Here is a 19,997-nt window from a genome sequence, read left to right as displayed (position 1 = left end):
TCCTTCCGTCCCGCTCGGTGGGCATGTCAGTGGCCCTGCTGCTGGCCGTGGACGAGCAGGGGCCGCAGCAGCGCGCCGAGGTCCGGGGCCGGCGCGGGGGCCGGTCCGTCCGCGTCGGGCGTCGGCGTGCCGGACCCGGCCGCCTCCTGCGGTGCGGCGGGCTGCGCGCCGGCTGCGCCGGGCAGCCGGGCCGCGAGGTCGGCCATGGTGCGGGCCCGCATCACCAGGGACGGGTCGACGGTGATCCCGCCGAGCCGTTCGATGGCGTTGGTGAGGTCGACGATGACCAGCGAGTCCAGGCCGAGGTCCGGCAGGGGGCAGTCGCCGGGGTCCTCGCCGAGCACGTCGACGAAGGCGTCGCGCACCAGCGTGTACGTGGGGCCGGGCGCGGCGGCCGGCGCGGGCTCGGCGGCGGGTCGCGCGGCCGACGCCGGTCGCGGTGCCGCCGGGCCCGGTGCTGTCGGAGCAGGGACCGCCAGGGCCGGTGCTGTCGGGGCCGGCTGGGCGGATGCCGTCGGGGGCGCGGTCGGCGGCGCGCTGTCCGGCGCGGCGGTGCCGGGGAACACGACGCCCCCGCCCGTGCGCAGGTGCGCGGTGAATCCGGTCAGCGCCTGGTCGAGGATGATCGAGTGCCCGGCGGCCACGGACTCGTCGGCCTCCATGCCGATGCCGACCCAGTTCGGCCAGGCGTGCGCGGTCACCGTCGTGCCGTCGTCGCCGGCGGCCTCGGCCAGCGCCAGCTGGTAGGCGTTGGCCAGGGCGTAGTCCACCAGTCCCCGGCCGGCGTGCGGCAGCGCGCCGGCGATCGAGGAGACCAGGGCGACGTAGCCCGCGCCCTGGGCGCGGGCGAGCCGCGTCACGTTGCGGGAGCCGGCGACCTTCGGCGCGGCCACCCGGGCCGCCTCCGACCAGGGCCGACGACGCAGCGACCCGAACGGGTTGACCCCGCCGGAGCAGTGCACCACGCCGAGCAGCCGGCCCCACCGGCTGCCGAAGGACGCGGCGGCGTCGGTGAGCGCGGCGGCGTCGGCGACGTCGCACCGGAGGTAGTCGACCTCGGCGTGCGGCCGCAGCTGCGCCAGGAACGCCTCGGCGCCGGGGTCGGCCGGGGACCGGCCGACGATGCCGACGCGTCGCGCGCCGCCGTGCACCAGGTGCGCGACGAGCCGCCGGCCGATCGCGCCGAGACCGCCGGTGACGAGGTGGTACCCGTCGCCGTCCAGCGGGGTCGCCGGGCCGGGCCGGGCCGGGACCTGCTCCGGGGCGTACCGGATGCCCCGCCGGTAGGCGACGGCGGTGTTGACGCCGGGGCGCAGCGCGGCGAACTCGGCGGCGATCTGCCGGGCGCGGGTCTCGGCCGGGTCGCCGGCGTCGAGGTCGAGGGCCGCGACGGCGAACCGGTGCTCGGCGGCGGCGGCGCGGACGGTGAACGCCCGCGCGGCGGCCGCCGGGTCCAGCAGGGCCCGGTCGGCCTCGTCGACCGGGACGGACCGGTGCTCGACCCAGACCACCCTCGCCTGCGCCGGGAGGGTCGCCGTGACCTCGCGGAGCTGCTCCCAGAAGCCGCTCAGGTCCGGTTCGGCGTCGGTGGGCGCGGCCGGGGCGGCGACCACGACGAGGGCGCGGGCGGGCGCGCCCGGGGCGGCGATGTCGGCGCCCTGGGCGGACAGCGCGGCGGAGACGACGCCCTCGATGGCCCGGTCGGCGGCGACCACCCGGACGGTGACGCCGTAGGCCGACCCGCCGGTGCGGGGCGCGGTGGCCCGCCACCGCGTGCACAGCGCCTCGGGCGCGGCGGCGGTGGCTGTAGGAGCGCCGGCAGACGCGGCGGGCTGCGGCGCGGTGGACGGCGGTGCGGCCGCCGTCGTCGCCACGGTCGCCGGGGCGCTGCGGGTGTGCCAGTAGTGGCCCCGGGCGAACGGGTAGGTGGGCAGCGCGACGATCCGGGAGCCCGGCGCGGACAGCGCCGCCCAGTCGATGCCGGGGTGGCCGCGCCGGGCCAGGTCGGCCAGCGCCTCGTGCCAGACGTCCGGCGGCCCGTCGGGGGTGGCCGGCGGCGCGGCGGCGGCCAGGGCGGTGTCGACGCGGGCCACCGGGAGGTGGCCGTCGGCGACGGCCCGGAGCTGCTCGGCGAGGGCCGGGCCGGTGGGGCCGGTGACCGCGCTCTGGTAGCCGAGGGGGGAGCGGCCGACGTTCGCGGTGTGGCAGAGGTCGGCGGTCCGCCGGTCGTCGTCGGAGGCGGCGAACACCTCGGCGTACGCGGCGGCGAGCCGGCGGACCGCCTCCTCGCTGGCGGCGGAGACCCGGACCAGGTGCGATCGCGGCGGCACCGGCTCGCGCGGGGCGGCGACGGGCGGCTCCTCCAGGATGACGTGGGCGTTCACCCCACCCATCCCGAACGCCGACACCGCACCCCGCCGCGGCACACCCGTTGTCCGCGGCCACGGAAGGGCCTGATCCGCCACGAAGAACGGCGACTCCTCAAACCGGATATGATCATTCGGCCGCTGCACGTGCAACGTCGGCGGAATCAACTCCCGCTCAAACGCCAACAACACCTTCACCACACCAGCCAAACCCGCAGCCGGCTCCAAATGACCAATGTTCGACTTCACCGAACCAATCGCACAAAACTGCGTCCGCGACGTGAACTCCCGCCACGCCCGCGTCAAACCCTCCACCTCAATCGGATCACCCAAAGACGTGCCCGTCCCATGGGCCTCCACCATGCCGATCCCCTCCGGACCCACCCCCGCATCCCGCAACGCCGCCAGGATCACGTCCCGCTGCGCCGAACTGCTCGGCACCGTCAACCCGCTCGTGCGGCCACCGTGGTTCACCGCCGTTCCCCGGATCACCCCACGGATCCGGTCCCCGTCACGCACCGCATCCGCCAGAGGCTTGACCACCACCGTGACCACACCCTCCCCCGGCACGAACCCGTCCGCCGCCGCGTCGAACGCCCGCGACGCACCCGTCGGGGACAGCGCGCGCAGGTTCCGCATCGCGGTGTAGTGCAGGGGCGACATGGCGAGGCGTACGCCGGCGACGATGGCCTGGTCGCACTCGCCGCTGCGAATGCTGCGCACCGCCGTGTGCAACGCCACCAACGACGACGAACACAACGTGTCGATCGTCATGCTCGGACCCGACAGATCCAGGAAGTAACTCACCCGGTTCGCCAGGAAGGCGTTGTGGTTGCCGAGGCCGGCGGCGGCGTCCAGCTCCGGCGGGATGTTGTAGTCCTTGTAGTGCTGGTAGCTGGCGCCGACGAAGACGCCGGTCGAGGCGGGCGTGGACAGCGGCGCGGTCCCGGCGGACTCCAGCGCCTCCCACGCGGTGCGCAGCAGCCAGCGGACCTGCGGGTCGAGCACCTCCGCCTGCTTGGCGAAGAAGTCGAAGAACCGGGCGTCGAACTCGTCGATCTGCGCGAGGAAGCCGCCCACCGGCGTGCCGTCGGGGTCGCCGGCGGCGGGCCAGCGGAACGCGGGCGCCGGGCCGACGCCGCTGCCCCCGCCCGCCAGCAGGGACCAGAACCCCTCGGGGTCCGTCGCGCCGGGCAGCGCGCAGGCGATGCCGACGATCGCCATGTCGCGGGCGTCCCCGCCCGTCGCCGCGGCCGACCCGGTGGAGGCGGAGTCGGGGGTGGGCGGCGTGTCGGGGGCGGCCGGCGCGGCGGGCTCGGCGGGCACGAGGGACGCCACCACGGCGGTGAGTGCGCGGCAGTCGCGTGCCTGGAGCACGTCGACCGGGCTCAGCGTCGCCCCGAGCCGGTCCTGCACCTCGGCGGCGACCATGGTGGCCAGCATGGAGTCGATGCCGGCGGCGGCGAGCGGGCTCGTCGCGCTGACCTGCGGGTCCCGCAGCACCGCCCGGACCAGGTCGACGACCGTCTCCTCCGTCACCCGGGGGCGGGACGGGGCCGGGACGGCACCGGCCGGCGGCTGGTCGACGGCGGGGCCGCTGGCCGGCGGGACCCGGTCGGGCGTGGGGGCGGCGGCCGGCGGGGTGACCCGGCCCGGATCGGGCGCGCCCGCCGTGACGGGCCGGTACACGACGTCGTCGAGGAGCACCAGGGCCCGGCCGGCGGCGTCCAGGAGGGTGGCGGCGGCCCGCCGGCTGCCGTCGGCGTCCTGCCCGGCGAGGCGCAGGTGGACGTGGCGGGTGCCGGCCGGGTCGCCCCAACGCACCGCCCGGCCGATCGAGACCGGCAGGTAGGTCAGCGTGGACGCGGCCGGGTCGGCCAGGGTCAGCACCGCCATGGTCTGCAACGCCGCGTCGAGGGCGGCCACCGCCCGCACGCCCGGGTCCGCGTCGGCGAGGTCGACCTGGGTGAGTACGCCGGTGGCGCCGTACGCGACGTGCCCGATGACGCGCAGCGGGGCCCCGAAGTCGACGTGCTTGGCGGCGAACCACGCGTACAGGCCGGCGGGGTCGAGCGTGCGGGGGTAGCCGGCGCGCAGCGCGTCCAGCGCCACCGGCTCGGGGGCGGGGTCGGCGGGTTCGGCCGCGCCGACGGTGAGGTGGCCGACGGGCCGCCCGCCGTAGGAGAAGATCGTCGTGTCGCCGGAGGCGTCGCCGGTGAGCCGGTGCCGGCCGGTGCCCCGCGCGGTGAACGCGAGCCGGCGCAGGACGGCGGCGCGGGCGAAGCCGCTGGCGACGAGGAACGCGGCCGGCAGCGTCTCCTCGCCGAAGACCCGGTGCGCGCCCAGCAGCCGGTCCAGGACGCGGTCGTCGGGCGCGGCGGGGCTGGCCGGGCGGGACGGGCCGGCGGGGCCCGGCTGGGCGGGGCCGGCGAGGTCGCGGAAGGGGTAGGGCGGCAGCGGCACCCGGCGCTGCCCGCTGCCCGCGTGGAACCGCCGCCAGTCGACGTCGCGGCCGGCGACGTACAGGTGGGCCAGGGCGGCGGTCGGCGAGCCGTCGGGGGTGCGCAGCTCGGCGGCGATCCGCTCGGCGGTCAGCGGCACGTACGCGGCGAGCCGGCCGGCGAGGTCGGGGCCGCAGGGCACCGGGTCGCCCGCCAGGACGGTCGCGCCGCGCAGCACCGTCGCCGACGGGTCCGGCCCGAGACGCAGGGCCTGGCGCAGGCCCGCGCCCAGCTCGTCGGCGGTCGCGCCGAGCACGGCGATCCGGTGCGGCAGGTGGGCGCGCCCGACCGACGCGGAGAAGCACAGCGCCCCGGCGTCGATCGACCGGTCCCGCCCGATCAGCCGCTCCACGTCGGCGATCCGCCGGACGAGCAGCTGCGGGGTGTGCGCCGAGAGGACGAGCAGGTGTTCGCGGGCGGGCTCGTCGGGGCGGGCGGCGACGCCGGTGGGGTCCGGGACGTACTCCTCGACGACGACGTGGGCGTTGGTGCCGCCCATGCCGAAGGCGCTGATGCCGGCCCGGCGGGGGCCGGCGGAGCGCCACGGCCGGGGCTCGGTGGGGATGGCCAGCCGGCCGGCGGGCAGCGCGATGTGCGCGCCGAGCGTCTCGAACCCGGCCAGCGGTGGGATCTCGCCGTGCCGCAGGCAGAGCAGGACCTTCACCAGGCCGGCCAGGCCGCTGGCGGGCTCCAGGTGGCCGATGTTCGCCTTGACCGAGCCGACGTGCACCGGCTCGGTCCGGTCGCCGGCGAAGACCTCGGCCAGGGCGGCGATCTCGATCGGGTCGCCCAGCCGGGTCGCGGTGCCGTGGGTCTCGACCAGGGAGATGTCGGCCGGGGCGAGGCCGGCGTCGGCCAGCGCGGCCCGGATCACCGCCACCTGCGCCTCGCTGCGCGGCACCGGCAGGGCGCTGCCCCGGCCGCCGTGGTTGACCGCCGCGCCCCGGATCACCGCGTGGATCCGGTCGCCGTCGCGTTCGGCGTCGTCGAGCCGCTTGAGCATGACCGCGACCGCGCCCTCGCCGGGCACGAACCCGTCGGCCCGGTCGTCGAACGGCCGGGGGCGGGTGGGCGACAGCGCGCCGAGCTGGCTGAGGCTGCGGTAGTACCAGGGGGTCAGTCCGACGTGGCAGGCGGCGACGATGGCCGCCCCGCACTGCCCGGTGCGCAGGCTCACCACCGCCTGGTGCAGGGCGACCAGGGACGACGAGCAGAGGGTGTCGACGGTCTGCGAGGGGCCGGTCAGGTCCAGCGCGTAGGAGATGCGGTTGGCCAGGACGGCGTTCATCGAGCCGAGGGCGGTGTGCGGGCCGACGGCGTCGAGGCCGGTGGCGTCGCGGTGGTGGGTGTAGGTGGCGCCGACGAAGACGCCGACGTCCCGCCGCCCGGCGCAGCCGCTGTCGTCGACGACGGACCAGGCGTGCTCCAGCAGCAGCTTCTGCTGCGGGTCCATCTCCTGCGCCTCGCGCACCGCGATGCCGAAGAACCTCGGGTCGAGGCGGTCGATCCCGGTGACGAACGCGCCGGTGCGGCAGTAGGTGCCGGTCATCTCGGGGCCGCGCCGCTGGAAGTGCTCGTCGATGTTCCACCGGTGGGCCGGGATCTCGGTGAAGGCGTCCGCGCCGGAGCGGAGCATCGGCCACAGGTCGGTCAGGTCGCGGGTGCCCGGCAGGTCGCCGGACACGGCCACCACCGCGATGTCGCCGCCGCGCGCAGCGGGCCCGGCGGCCGGCTCGGGGGCGGGCATGGACACCGACGCGGGTGTGGACACCGGCGCGGGCGCGGGCTCCGGCTCGGGAGTGGCCGGCGTGGGGGTGGCCGGCGCGGGCGTGGGGGTGGCCGGCGCGGGCGTGGGGGTGGGGGTGGCCGGGACGGTGGCCGGCGGCTCGGGGGCGGCGGGAGGTCCGGCCGCGTAGCGGGTGGCGAGGGCGGCGGCGAGCTCGGCGAAGTCGCCGTACTCGAGGAAGAGGGTCGCCGGGAGGGTGACCCTCCAGCGGCGGGACAGCTCCTCGGCCAGCTCGACGCTCATGATCGAGTTGATGCCGTAGTCGGTGAGCGGCGCGGTCCGGTCGAAGCCGTCGACGCCGAGCCGCTCGGCGAGGAACTCGGCGAGCCCGTCCTCGGTGCGCCCGGCGTCGACGTCACCGGCCGGGGCCGGGCCCGTCGCCGTGGCGGGCGCGGGGACCGGGGCCGCCGGGGCCGGCGGCGCCACCGGGGCCGGCGGCGCGGCCGACGCCGTGCCGGCCGCCGCCTCGGCCCGGGTGCCGGCCGGGGCGTCGGGGTGGGCGATGACGACCTGCCGGACGTCGTCACGCAGCACGGTCATCAGGGCGTCGAGCGCCTCGACGGTGCCCAGCGGCCGGACGCCACGACGGCGGAGCTGCTCGGCGACGCCGGTGCCCATGCCCACCTCGCCCCACAGTCCCCAGTCGACGCTGGTCCAGGGGGCGCCCCGCGCGTGCGCGTACGCGTCGAGGTAGGCGTTGGCGGCGGCGTACCCGCCCTGGCCGAGGTTGCCGAACGTCCCGGAAACCGAGGCGAACAGCACCGCGAAGTCCAGGTCGGTGCCGGCGACGGCGGCGGTCAGCTCGTGCAGCCCGTCGACCTTGGGGCGCAGCACCTGCGCCACGTCCTCGGCGGTGGTGCCGCGCAGCAGGCCGTCGCGGAGGGCGCCGGCGGCGTGCACCACGCCGTGCAGGTCGCCGAAACGGCGGCGGATCTCCTCCACCACGCCGGTCAGCGCGCCGGGCGCGGCGACGTCGGCGGCGAACGAGGCGATGCGGCAGCCGTACGACTCGATCCCGGCCAGGGCGTCGGCGTCGGCTCCGGTCCCGCCGGAGCGGCTGACCAGGGCGACGAGGCCGGCCCCGTCGCCGGCGAGGCGGCGGGCGACGGCGAGGCCCAGCCCGCCGTGCCCACCGAGGATCAGGTACCGGCCGTCGCGCCGCACGGGCGGCCGACCACCGTCGGACGCGCGCAGCGGGGCGCGGACCGGCACGTGCCGCCGGCCGGCGCGGTAGCCGACCTCGACCGGCCCGTCGCCGCCCAGCTCGGCCGCGAGCGCGTCGGCGGAGGCGGGGTCCAGGTCGAGGTCGACCAGGCGGGGCCGCAGCCCCGGGTACTCGATGGCGGCGGTGCGGACCAGGCCCCACAGGGCGGCGCGCGCGGGCTCGGGGGCGTCCCCGGCGGCGACCGGCTGGGCCCGTTCGGTGACGACGAGGAAGCGGCCCGTGCGCTGCCGCTGGCCGAGGGTCTTCAGGGCGGCGAGGCAGGCGTAGAGGCCGCCGCCCAGCTCGGCCTGCTCCGGTCGGGCCGGACCGGTGTTCCACAGGTGCACGACGCCCTCGACGGGCGTGGCGAGCTCCTCCCAGAGCTGCCGGAACGCGGCCTCGTCGGGCCGGGGCACGACCCGCAGGTCGGCCCCGGCCGCCGGGGCGGGCCCCTCGGGCAGCACCTCGACGACCCGGGCGCCGTCGGCGCGCAGGGCCCGCACCGTGGCCGCGCCCGCGGCGTCGGCGCCGCCGTTGTGCAGGACCACCCAGGTGCCGGTCGCCGGGCGGCGGGGCGCGGGGGCGTCGACGGCGGTCCATTCGATGCGGGTGAGCAGCCCGGGAGCCGTGGCGGACCGGTGCGCCGGCAGCCGGCGCATGCGTACCCCGGTCAGTTCGGCGACGACCTGGCCGGCGGGGTCCAGCAGCACGGCGTCCGCGACGGACCAGGCGTCCTGCACGGCGGTGCGGCGCACCCGTACGGTCACCCCGGTGGTGAGCGCGGACAGGTTCGCGTACAGGGTGAACCGCGCGACGCCGATGGGCAGCATCGGGCCGGGCGCGTCGCCGTCGGCGAGATCCTGGAGGGCGCAGCTGACCACCTGGAAGACGCCGTCGACGAGCAGGGGGTGGGAGTACCAGGGCACCGGCTGGGCCACCGTGGCGAGGCTCGCCTCGGCGGTGCCGGCGCCGACGGAGAGCCGGCGCACGGTGTGGAAGTCCGGCCCGTAGGTCAGGCCGGCCTCGGCCCAGCCGCGGTAGATCCGCTCGGGCGGGACCGGCACCGGGCAGGTCACCTCCCACGCGGCCGGCGGCCGGGCGTCGGCCGGCAGCGGCCCGCCGGTGCCGGTCGAGACGGCCTTGCGGCCGTCGGGGGTGGCCGCGCTCAGCTCGAAGCGGGTCCGCTCGGCGAAGGTCACGTCGAGTCGGCCGGTGACCCGCTCGCCGTCGGCGACGGTGAACGGCCGGACGAAGGCGACGTCGACGAGTTCGAGCGGGACGAAGGCCCGGCGCTGGGCGACCCCGAGCAGGGCCATCTCCAGTTGTACGGACGCGGGCAGGATGCCGAAGCCGGAGGAACGGTGCTGGGCGATGAACGGCTCGTGCCCCGCGAAGGTCTTCTCGTAGGTCTCAACCCGGTACGTCACGTTCCCTCGCTCAGTGCTCGTAGTGACGGTCGAACAGCGGATGGCCGCCGGCCTCGTCACCTGCGGTGGGTACGGAAACCTGTGCTTCGGGGCGGCGACGGTGCGCGGCGGCGGTCTCGTGGACGCGGGGCGCGCTCAGCTCGCGGCGTTCGAACGGGTAGGTGGGAATGGTGGTCGTGCGATGCCCCTTGCCGGCGTGCACCCCGGCCCAGTCCACCTCACCCAGACCCCGGCTGTAGAACTCCGCCACCGCCGCATGCAACTGCGCCTGATCCGAACGCTCCCTACGCAACGTCGGCAACCACACCAACCCCGGATCCGGCAACACCTGCTTTCCCAGACCCGTCAACACCGGATGCGCACCGATATCCCAGAACACCCCACCACCAGCCGCACCCACCAACCCCAACGCCTCACCGAATAACACCGGCCGACGAATCCCCCCACCCCACAACCCGGCATCCGCCACCGACCCCGCGTCATGCCACCCGCCCGTGATCGACGACGCGAAACCAACCCGCGGCGCCGACACCACCACCCGCGACACCACCTCCGCGAACGGCTCGACCGCACCCGCCATCGCCCCCGAATGAAACGCATGACTCACCACCAACCGCTGACACCGCAAACCAGAATCCACACAGAACGCCTCCACCACCTCCGCCGGACCCGACACCGTCACACTCCGCGGCCCATTCCACGCCGCCACCTCCAACCCCGGATAAGAACCCACCGCCAACCCCACCTCGGCCGCCTCGGCGAACACCGCCGCCATCGCCCCACCCGACCGCTGCCCCTGCATCAGCGCACCCCGCGCCACCGCCAAACCCAACACATCCCCCAACCCGAACACCCCCGCCGCCCACCCAGCCGACAACTCACCCACACTGTGGCCCACCACCAACCCCGGCCGAACCCCCCACGACTCCAACAACCGCACCAACCCCACCTGCACCGCCACAATCCCCACCTGCGCAAACCGCGTCTGCACCAACTCCTCACCCCGACCACCAAACAACAACTCCAACAACGGCACACCCAACGACGACACCAAATCCGCACACTCATCCAACGCCGACCGGAACACCGGCTCCACCCCATACAAACCCCGAGCCATCCCCGCATACTGCGAACCCTGACCCGAAAACATGAACACCGACACCGGCGCCGCATTCACCAACCGACCCACCGACCGAGACCCATCCGCCACCGCCGACAACTCCCGCGCCACACCCACACCATCGACACCCGACACCGCCACCCGGAACCGATGCGACGCCCGACCCACATTCGCCGTAAACCCGAAATCCCCCACACCACTTGTCTCGACACCCGACAACGCCCGCGCATAATCAGCCGCCAACCGCCGCACACCCTCCTCACCCGACGCCGACACCCGCACCACAAACGACTCCTGCGGCACCAGCTCACGCAGGGCGGCGACCGGCGGCTCCTCCAGAATCACGTGCGCATTCACCCCACCCATCCCGAACGCCGACACCGCACCCCGCCGCGGCACACCCGTTGTCCGCGGCCACGGAAGGGCCTGATCCGCCACGAAGAACGGCGACTCCTCAAACCGGATATGATCATTCGGCCGCTGCACGTGCAACGTCGGCGGAATCAACTCCCGCTCAAACGCCAACAACACCTTCACCACACCAGCCAAACCCGCAGCCGGCTCCAAATGACCAATGTTCGACTTCACCGAACCAATCGCACAAAACTGCGTCCGCGACGTGAACTCCCGCCACGCCCGCGTCAAACCCTCCACCTCAATCGGATCACCCAGACTCGTGCCCGTGCCGTGGGCCTCCACCATGCCGATCCCCTCCGGACCCACCCCCGCATCCCGCAACGCCGCCAGGATCACGTCCCGCTGCGCCGAACTGCTCGGCACCGTCAACCCGCTCGTGCGGCCACCGTGGTTCACCGCCGTTCCCCGGATCACCCCACGGATCCGGTCCCCGTCACGCACCGCATCCGCCAGAGGCTTGACCACCACCGTGACCACACCCTCCCCCGGCACGAACCCGTCCGCCGCCGCGTCGAACGCCCGCGACGCACCCGTCGGGGAGAACGACCGCAGCCGGGAGCCGAGCTGGAAGTACTGCGGGGACATCGCGAGGTGCACGCCGGCGACGATGGCCTGGTCGCACTCGCCGCTGCGAATGCTGCGCACCGCCGTGTGCAACGCCACCAACGACGACGAACACAACGTGTCGATCGTCATGCTCGGACCCGACAGATCCAGGAAGTAACTCACCCGGTTCGCCAGGATCGCGTTGTGGTTGCCGAGGCCGGCGGCGGTCTGCACGACGTCGCCGACGACCATGTCGCGGTAGTGCTGGTAGCTGGCGCCGACGAACACGCCCGTCGACCGGTCGGCGGCGCGGCCGGAGAGCCCGGCGTCCTCCAGGGCCCGCCAGGCGGACTGGATGAGGTGGCGCTGCTGGGGGTCGATCCACTGTGCCTCGGCGGGCGAGATCCGGAAGAACGCGGCGTCGAAGCCGGTCAGCTCGTCGACGAAGCCCGCGCGGCGCAGGTAGACGGTGCCGGGCTCGGCGTCCTCGGAGTAGTAGTCGTCGATGTCCCAGCGGGACTTGGGCACCTCGCGCAGGCAGTCCTCGCCCCTGGTGACGACCTCCCACAGCTCGTCCGGGCTGCCGGCGTTCGGGAAGACCCCGTCGACGCCGACGATCGCCATGTCGTGCCGGTCGGTCGCCTGCCGCGCCGCCGGGGCCACCGCCGCCGGGGCCACGGGGGCGGCGGGGGCGGCGGGGGCGGCCGCGACGGCGGGCGGCGGCGCGGCCGCCGGGGTGGGCGCGGGCGTCGGTGACCCGCCGGCCGGCGCTTCGGCCGGAGGCGCGGCGGTCGCCACGTCGGCCGGGGGCGCGACGGTCGGCGGCGCGGCCGGGGCGGCCTCGGCCCCGGGCACGGCGGTGACCCCGTACGTGTCGCGCAGCTCGGTGACGAGGTTCTCCACCGTCCCCACTTCGAGCAGCAGCGTCACCGGGATGTCGACGCCGAGCCGGGCGCGGATGTCCTGGGCCAGGGACACGGCGAGCATCGAGTCGAGGCCCTGGGCCTCCAGCGGGCGGTCCAGTTCGAGGGACTCGACGTCGGTCTCCAGCCCCTCGGCGATCCACCGGGCCAGCGCAGGCCCGAGGGAGGCGGAGGCGGCGGAGCCGTTGGCGCGGTGGTGGCCGCTCGGCACGGCGGGGTGCGCGGGCGCGGCCGGGGCGCGGCCGTTGCCGGCGGCGGTCGTCGCGGTGGCCGCGCCGTCGTGCCGGGCCCGGTCCTGCGCGCCGGCGGAGCCGGGCTGGCCGGGCGGCGGGGCCGGGGAGATCCGTCGCCAGGTGATGCCCTCGGCCGTGAGCACGGGCCGGTCGCCGTCGAGGACGACGAGGCTGGCGGTGAGCAGGCCCGCGTCGGGCGCGCTGCCGCGGTCGCGGCGGGCGTAGACGCGCACGGCGGCGGGGAGCGGGGCGTGCACGGTCAGCCGCGCGATGGTGAACGGCACGTACAGGCCCTGGGCCCCGCAGGCGGCGAGGGCCACCTGGAAGGCGCCGTCGAGCAGCCGGGCGTCGACCGCGCCGGTGGGGTCGCCGTCGGCGCGCAGGGCGCCGAGCGCCTGGCCGTACGCCGTGGACAGCGACCGCACGCAGCGGAAGCCGGGGCCGTAGCGCAGGCCGTTGCGGTCGAAGTCGCGGTACATCTCGTCGAGGCCGACCGGGGTGAAGCCGACCGCGCTGGCCGGGGGCGTGAGCGCCGGGTCCGCGGGCGTCGGCTCGGTCAGCTCCAGGTCGGCCACGACGCCGGAGGTGTCGTCGCGGAAGGTGATCCGGTACCCGGTGCGCTCGGCGGTGAGCGTGGCCGGGGGCTGCACGGTCGCCCGGAAGGTGAGGTCCCGCAGGGCGTACGCGGCGCGGCCGACGACCTCGGCGACCTTGCCGGGGTAGCCGGAGCCGGGCAGCGTGGGGTTGCCCAGGACGACGTGCTCGCCGGCCTCGGGGTGCTCGCTCCACGTCCAGCCACGCGGGCGTGGTGGGGCCGCCGTGAGCTGCGCGGGGGCGGGTTCGAGCCAGAGGTGCTTCTCCTCGTGGGGCGCGGTGGGGAAGCGCACGGGGGCGCGTTCGGTGGCCGGGAGGGTGTCGCCGGCGACGAAGCGGCGGGCCGCCGCGTCGAGGGCGTCGCGGTCGACGCCCGGCGGCGCGATGGTGCCGCCGGTCGCCGCCGGGTCGACGACGCCGACGTGCAGGTTGCGGGTGCCCTCGGCGCGGGCGAGGAACAGCATGAGCTTGTCGTCGAGCTGCTCGACGGTGTCGACGACGCAGGCGAGCCGGTGGGTCGCCGCGGGCCGCTGGCGGCTGGCCACGCAGAGCCAGGCCAGCGGCGGGCAGTACGGCGAGCGCAGCAGCAGGACCAGTCGGCCGGCGAGGGTCCGCAGCCCGTCGGCGGAGTCCGCCGACAAGGTGAGCAGGCCGGGGCCGGCGGCGACGGGGGCCGGGGCGGGTCGCGGCGCGGCCGCGAGCACGGCGTGGGCGTTGACGCCGCCGAAGCCGAAGCTGCTGACCCCGGCGACCCGGGGCCCCGTCCAGGGCACGAGCCGGTCGGGAACGAACAGCGGCGAGTCCTCGAAGCGGAAGCCGCGGTTGGGGAAGGTGAGGTTGGCCGAGGGCGGGATGCGCTCGGCCTGCAACGCCAGGATCGTCTTGATCAGCCCGGCGATGCCGGCCGCCGGTTCGAGGTGGCCGATGTTCGTCTTCACCGACCCGACGGCCACGGTGGCGCGGCCGGACCCGCCGAGGGCGGCGCGCAGCGCCTCCAGCTCGATGAGGTCGCCGAGCTGGGTGCCGGTGCCGTGCGCCTCGACGTAGCCGACGCCGTCGGCGTCGACGCCGGCCCGCCGCATCGCGGTGCGGATGACCGCCTCCTGGGCGGTGCTGCTGGGCGCGGTGAGGAACCCGGCGGCGCCGGTGTGGTTGACCGCCGCGCCCCGCACGACGGCGAGGACCGGGTCGCCGTCGCGCTGGGCGTCGGCGAGCCGCTTGAGGACGAGCACCCCGGCGCCCTCGCCGCGGACGTAGCCGTCGGCGTCGTCGTCGAAGGTGCGGCAGACCCCGTTGGGCGAGAGCATGCCGTTGCGCAGGAAGGACCGGGTCTTGGTCGGGGTGAGGACCAGGTTGGCCGCGCCGACGACGGCGGCGTCGATCTCGCCGGTACGCAGGTACATGGCGGCCTGGTGCAGGGCGACCAGTGACGACGAGCAGGCCGTGTCGACGGCGAAGCTCGGCCCGGTCCAGTTGAACGCGTGCGACAGCCGGTTGGCGACCATGGACACGGCGGTGCCGGTGGCCACGTGCGGGTCGCCGGGGCCGATGCTGCCGGCCACCAGCTCGGGGAAGTCGCTGGCGATGGTGCCGACGAAGACGCCGGTGGCGGTGCCGAGGGAGGCGGCGTCGTGACCGCAGCTCTCCAGCGCCTCGTCGGTGACGCTGAGCAGGAGGCGCTGCAACGGGTCCAGCCGCCGGGCTTCCCGGTCGGTGAGGTGGAAGCGGGCCGCGTCGAAGTACTCGACGCGGTCGACCCAGCCGGTCGGCACCTCGTCGGCGTCGGTCCACAGGTGCGCCCAGCCCCGGTGGCCGGGCGGCGCGTCGCCGACGCTGGTGACGCCGCCGGCGAGGTTGGCCCAGAACTCGTCGGGGGTGGCCGCGCCGGGGAAGCGGCAGGCCATGCCGATGACGGCGAGGGCGTCGCCGTGGTCGGCGGGGGCGTCGGCGGGAACGGCGGGGGCGTCGCCGTGACCGGCGCGGGCCGTGTCGTGGCCGGCGGGGGCCCGGCCCTGGCCGGTGCGGGTGTCGCCCGCGGCCGGGGCGGCCGGGGGCGCGGCCGGCGGCCGGGGGCGGGCCGGTTCCGGACGGTCGGCGGCCGGGGCGCCGGTCGCGGGCTGCTCCGCCGGGTCGGTCGCGGCCCCCGCCTCGGCGGCGACGACCGCCTCCGCGGCGGCGACGACCGCCTGCTCGGGGGTCTTGCCGGCGCCGCTGCGCACCGTGCCGGTCCCGGTGCGGGGCCGGTCGGCCGGGGCCGCGCCGGGCCGGAGCAGTTCGGCGAGCCGCTGCGGGGTGCCGGTGGCGAAGACGGCCGGCGGGGTCACCTCGACGCCGAACTCCTCGGTGAGGGCCGCCGCCGCGATCGTGACGTTGGCCGAGTCGCCGCCGAGGTCGAAGAAGTTGTCCGTGGCCAGGAAGACGTCGTGGCCGAGGACGGTGGCGAAGATCCGGGCGATGCGCTGCGCCGGCGGCTCGGTCGACTCGGCCCTCGGCTGCTCGACGGCGGCGACGGAGGGCACGCCGGTGCGGATGATCGTGTCCCGGGACGGCTGGGGCAGCCGCGACCGGGCGATCTTGCCGTTGTCGGTCAGCGGCATGGCGTCGAGGCGCACGTAGGCGTCGGGCACCATGTACTCCGGCAGGCGCTGCCCGACGAACTCGTCGAGGTCGGCCTTGACGAGGGTGCGGTCGGCGACCAGGTACGCGGTGAGCCGCGGCTCGCCGCGGCCCTCGAACGGGACGGCGATCACGGCGGCGGCGGTGACGCCGTCGTAGCCGCCGAGGACGCGTTCGATCTCGGCCGGCTCGATCCGGTTGCCCCGGACCTTGACCTGCGAGTCGGCGCGGCCCAGCCACTCGATCGTGCCGTCGGTGTGCAGCCGCACCGTGTCGCCGGTGCGGTAGAGGCGCAGGCCGGTGGCCGGGTGGGTGAGGAAGACCTCGGCGGTGCGGTCGGGGCGGTTGGCGTAGCCCCGGGCCAGGCCGACGCCGGAGAGGTGGAGTTCGCCGGTGCCGCCGGGGGCGACCGGGTTCAGCTCGGCGTCGAGGACGTGCAGGTCGAGGTTGGGCAGCGGCTCGCCGAGCGGCAGGTACGACCCGACGGCGTCGACCCGGTGGGCGGACGCCCAGATCGTCGCCTCGGTGGGGCCGTACAGGTTCCACAGGGCGCGGGAGGTGGCGTGCAGCCGCTCGGCGACGGCCGGCGCGAGGGCCTCGCCGCCGGACAGGACGGTGAGCCCCGGTCCGGGGGTCCAGCCGGTCTCCAGCAGCAGCCGCCACATGCTGGGGGTCGCCTGGGCGACGGTGACCTCGCCGATGAGGTCGGCCAGGCGGTGCGGGTCGCGGGCCACGGCCCGGGACGCGAGCGCGACCGTGCCGCCGACGGTCAGCGGCAGCAGCAGCTCCAGCAGGGAGATGTCGAAGGCGACGGTGGTGTGCGCGAGCATCACGTCGGCGGCGGAGGAGCCGAGTCGCCCGCCGATGCCGGTGAGGAAGTTCGCCAGCGCGGCGTGCCCGATCTCCACGCCCTTCGGCTCGCCGGTGGAGCCGCTGGTGAACAGCACGTAGGCGAGGTCCGCGCCGGTGACGGTGGGCGGCACGGCCAGCGCGGAGGCGTCCGGGCCGGGGATGGGCAGGACGGTCCCGACGGTCTCGCCGAAGGCGCGGCTGGGCGCGTCGGCGAGGATCAGGTCGCACTGGGCGACCTCCACGTAGCGGCGCAGCCGCTCCACCGGGTAGTTGGGGTCCAGCGGCAGGAACGCGGCCCCGGCGCGCAGGATGCCCAGCATCGCGGGGACGAGGTCGGGGCCGCGCTCGGTGAGCAGGCCGACGACGCTGCCGGCCTCGACGCCCTGGTCGTACAGGTGGGCGGCGACGGCGTCGGCCCAGGCGTCCAGGGTGGCGTAGTCGATGCTGCGGTCGCCGGCGCGCACGGCGACGGCGTGCGGCCGGGCGGCCACGGTGGCCGCGACCAGGTCGAGCACGGTGGGGCCGGTCGACGTCGGCGCCGCCCCGGCGGCGTCGGACGCCACGTTGTCGACCGCGGTGCTGTCGGACTCGGCGGCCGGCGCGGGGGTCGGTCCGGCGACCGGTTCGGGGGCCGGCGACACCGGCGCGGCGGCGCGCGGCGCGGCCGGACCGGCCGCGCCGGGGAGCATCGCGCCGAGGGCGATGTCCTCGACCCGCTCGGCGAAGTCGAGGGCGTCGTCGGCGGTCATCGCGGTCTCACGGACGAACACGATCGGCGGCCCGTCGTGCAGGCAGAGCAGGGCGATCTCGGTGTCCGGGTCGGTGGCGGCCTCCTCGTCGGGGTCGCGCTCCAGCACCATGACGCGGGTGAAGGTCGGCCCGTCGGAGCCGGGCGGGCGGTACGCCAGCCCGAGGCGGACCTCCAGGTCGGTGGCGTACCCGTGGCGGGCGGCGGCCTCGTCGAGCCGGTCGGCGAGGGCCTCGGCGTCGGCGGCGTCGAACCGGACCGGCACGCGCGCGGCGGCGAGCCCGCAGGTCGCCTCGGCCAACGCGCGGGCCGACGACGGCGACCAGGCGAAGTCGAAGGTGGGGGCCTCCATGCGCTCGGCGAGCACGGCGAGGAACGCGCGGACGACGCTGACGGTCTCGGCCCGGGTCCGGGGCAGGTAGGCCAGCTCGTAGCGGCCGTAGTGCGCGGCGGCTGCGGAGAAGTCGGCGGCGGGCAGCGGCGCGGGACGCAGGTCGGCCAGGCGCGCCTTCCACCAGGGCTCGTGCCGGCGCAGCGGGGCCTGCGCCCCGGCGATCGCGGCGAGCCGCTCGGGCGGCGCGGCGGGCAGCGGCCGACCCGGGGCGATGCCGAGGCGCTGGGCGGCGGCCCGCGCGGACAGCGCGCTGCCGTCGACGGCCACGAAGTCGCTCAGCAGCAGGTCGGCGTCGGGGGCGGACAGCGTCAGGGCCGAGTCGGTGACGGCCGTGGCGACGGTCTCGGGCAGCGGGTCCTCGCGGGGGATGCGGCGGACCTGGCGGGTGAAGACCGCGCCCTGGGCGGTGACGAGGGTCGGCACGCCGAGCGGGTTGGGGAAGGTGCCGTAGTCGAGGGCCTTGGAGATGCGTTCGGCCTCGGCGGCCGTGGTGCCGGCGTGGATGAGGCCACCGGCGGCGATGCGGTCGGACTGGAGGTAGAAGCGGCGCTCCCGGCCGCTGGTGTCGACGGGTTCGGGCAGCGTCCCCGCCGCGACGTGCGGGACGAGGTCGGCGAAGAGGGCGATGCCGACCTCGGCCGTCTCGTAGGTCAGCGACAGGGCGGTGGAGTGGGTCCGGATCGGGAACCACCGTTCGAGCAGGACGGCGCCCGCGTCGACGCGTTCGGTCATCCGGTGCCAGGTCGCGGCGTGCCGGGAGGCGCCCTCGTAGAGCGCCCAGGCGGCGACGTTGCTGCCGCCGTAGCGGGGCAGCGGGCCGTCGTGGAAGTTGACGGCGGCCACCCGGGGCAGCTCCAGCACGGCGCCGGGCAGGATGCGGAAGTTGACGATGCTGAACAGGTAGTCGACGGGGGTGTCGGTCAGGGCGGCGACGAGGTCGGCGCGCGGGTCGAGCACGGGCACGCCGTGTTCGGCCGCCCAGGCGGCGGCGGCCGGATCGTCGGTGAAGACGCCTTCGACGCGTACGCCGGCTGCGACGAGCTGGTCGGCGCAGCGGGCGAGGACCCGGGTGCCGCCGATGAGGAAGCAGTTGACCACGGCAGTCATCCCTCGTTCTCGACGGGGTCAGCGGTCTCCCGGGCCACCCAGGCGTCGATCTGGGAGACGACCTCCTCGTCGAGGGAGAGCTGGCCGGGCGACCACAGCGGGTTGGACAGGCCGCGGTGGGTGCGCTCGCACAGCTCCCAGTCCTCGTAGTTGGCCTTGTCCCAGAGGGCGAAGACGGCCTCGTGCGAGAAGTCGCTCTTGGCCGTCTCGGCGGGGTGGAACAGCCAGAAGTGCCGGACGATGCAGGTGCTGGGGCTCTCGGGCCAGACCCACTGCATCATCACGTAGTCGGCGGTGAAGCCGAAGAGCAGGTTCGGCAGGATCGTGATCCAGTTGATCTTCTTGAGGTCGGCCTCGGGGACCAGCGGCATGGGGGCGCGCTGGCTGCGCCCGGTCATGGAGACCGAGTTGTAGCTGTCCCGGATGACCTGCCACGCGCCGACGATGTCGCCCTTGAGCTCGTAGGTGCCCGCGTCGTCGAAGTCGGTGATGCGGTGCAGGTCCTTGTGGGCCGTCGGGAAGTGCAGGCTTTCGTTGACGTTGTGCGCCACGAGCTTCCAGTTGGAGGCGACCGGGTAGTCCTTGGCCTGCACGCACTTGAGGTCGGCCAGCTCGTAGACGCGGGCGAACTCGCCGAACTCGCCGAGGGAGGCGTCGAGGTCGGGGGCGTCGTCGGAGAAGGTGATGAAGACGACGCCGTACCGGACCTCGGTGCGCACCGGCAGCAGGCCGTTCTTCTCCTTGTCGAAGAAGTGGTCGAAGTAGGTGCCGTTGAGGCTCTTCAGCTTGCCGTTGCGGTCGTAGACCCAGCAGTGGTAGATGCAGACGAGGCTCTGCCGCTTGCCGGCGGCCTCCTCCACGAGCCGGTAGCCGCGGTGCCGGCAGTAGTTGTGGTACGCCTGGATGCCGTCGTCGCCGTTGATGATCAGCACCGAGCCGGTGCCGATGGTCAGGGTGACGTAGGACCCCTTCTCGGGGAACCGGGAGACGTGGTCCACCGGCAGCCACCGGCGGCCGTAGATGCGTTCCATCTCCCGGCGGTACTGCTCCTCGCCGGTGTAGAACGCGTGGGACCGGCCACGGCCGCCGGTGTCGTAGTAGGCCCGCTGGTCGTCCTGTTGGCCGATGAGGTCGAACATGCTGGACGCGCGCGTCATCTGCTT

At 75.7% G+C, this 19,997-nt stretch carries 3 protein-coding genes; all 3 read right to left on the bottom strand.

Features of this window, described 5'->3' with window-relative positions; translation table 11 throughout:
• Positions 1–26 precede the first annotated feature (26 nt).
• The 3 genes from O7628_RS27575 to O7628_RS27565 are packed head-to-tail and all read right to left on the bottom strand — an operon-like array spanning position 27 to position 19,991.
• Positions 27–9,284, bottom strand: a complete 9,258-nt coding sequence (locus O7628_RS27575; RefSeq protein WP_278135004.1) for an SDR family NAD(P)-dependent oxidoreductase — start codon at positions 9,282–9,284, stop codon at positions 27–29.
• Positions 9,285–9,294: 10 nt separating this feature from the next.
• Positions 9,295–18,834 carry a polyketide synthase gene (locus O7628_RS27570; RefSeq protein ID WP_278135002.1) on the bottom strand — a complete coding sequence of 3,180 codons (9,540 nt, stop codon included), beginning with the start codon at positions 18,832–18,834 and terminating at the stop codon, positions 9,295–9,297.
• Positions 18,831–19,991: an aromatic ring-hydroxylating dioxygenase subunit alpha gene (locus O7628_RS27565; RefSeq protein ID WP_218107376.1), complete on the bottom strand. Its 1,161-nt coding sequence runs from the start codon at positions 19,989–19,991 to the stop codon at positions 18,831–18,833. The genes O7628_RS27570 and O7628_RS27565 overlap by 4 nt, the downstream gene beginning before the upstream one ends.
• Positions 19,992–19,997 lie beyond the last annotated feature (6 nt).

The organism is Micromonospora sp. WMMD956 (assembly GCF_029626125.1).
GTDB classification, from domain to species: domain Bacteria; phylum Actinomycetota; class Actinomycetes; order Mycobacteriales; family Micromonosporaceae; genus Micromonospora; species Micromonospora carbonacea.
Note: the sequence above shows the minus strand (reverse complement) of the source record. Positions and strands in the feature narration are given on the sequence as shown.

What these genes read in the sequence shown, in the direction of transcription:
- O7628_RS27565 (WP_218107376.1), bottom strand. Translation starts at nt 19,991, where the DNA reads ATGACGCGCGCGTCCAGCATGTTCGACCTCATCGGCCAACAGGACGAC.
- O7628_RS27570 (WP_278135002.1), bottom strand. Translation starts at nt 18,834, where the DNA reads ATGACTGCCGTGGTCAACTGCTTCCTCATCGGCGGCACCCGGGTCCTC.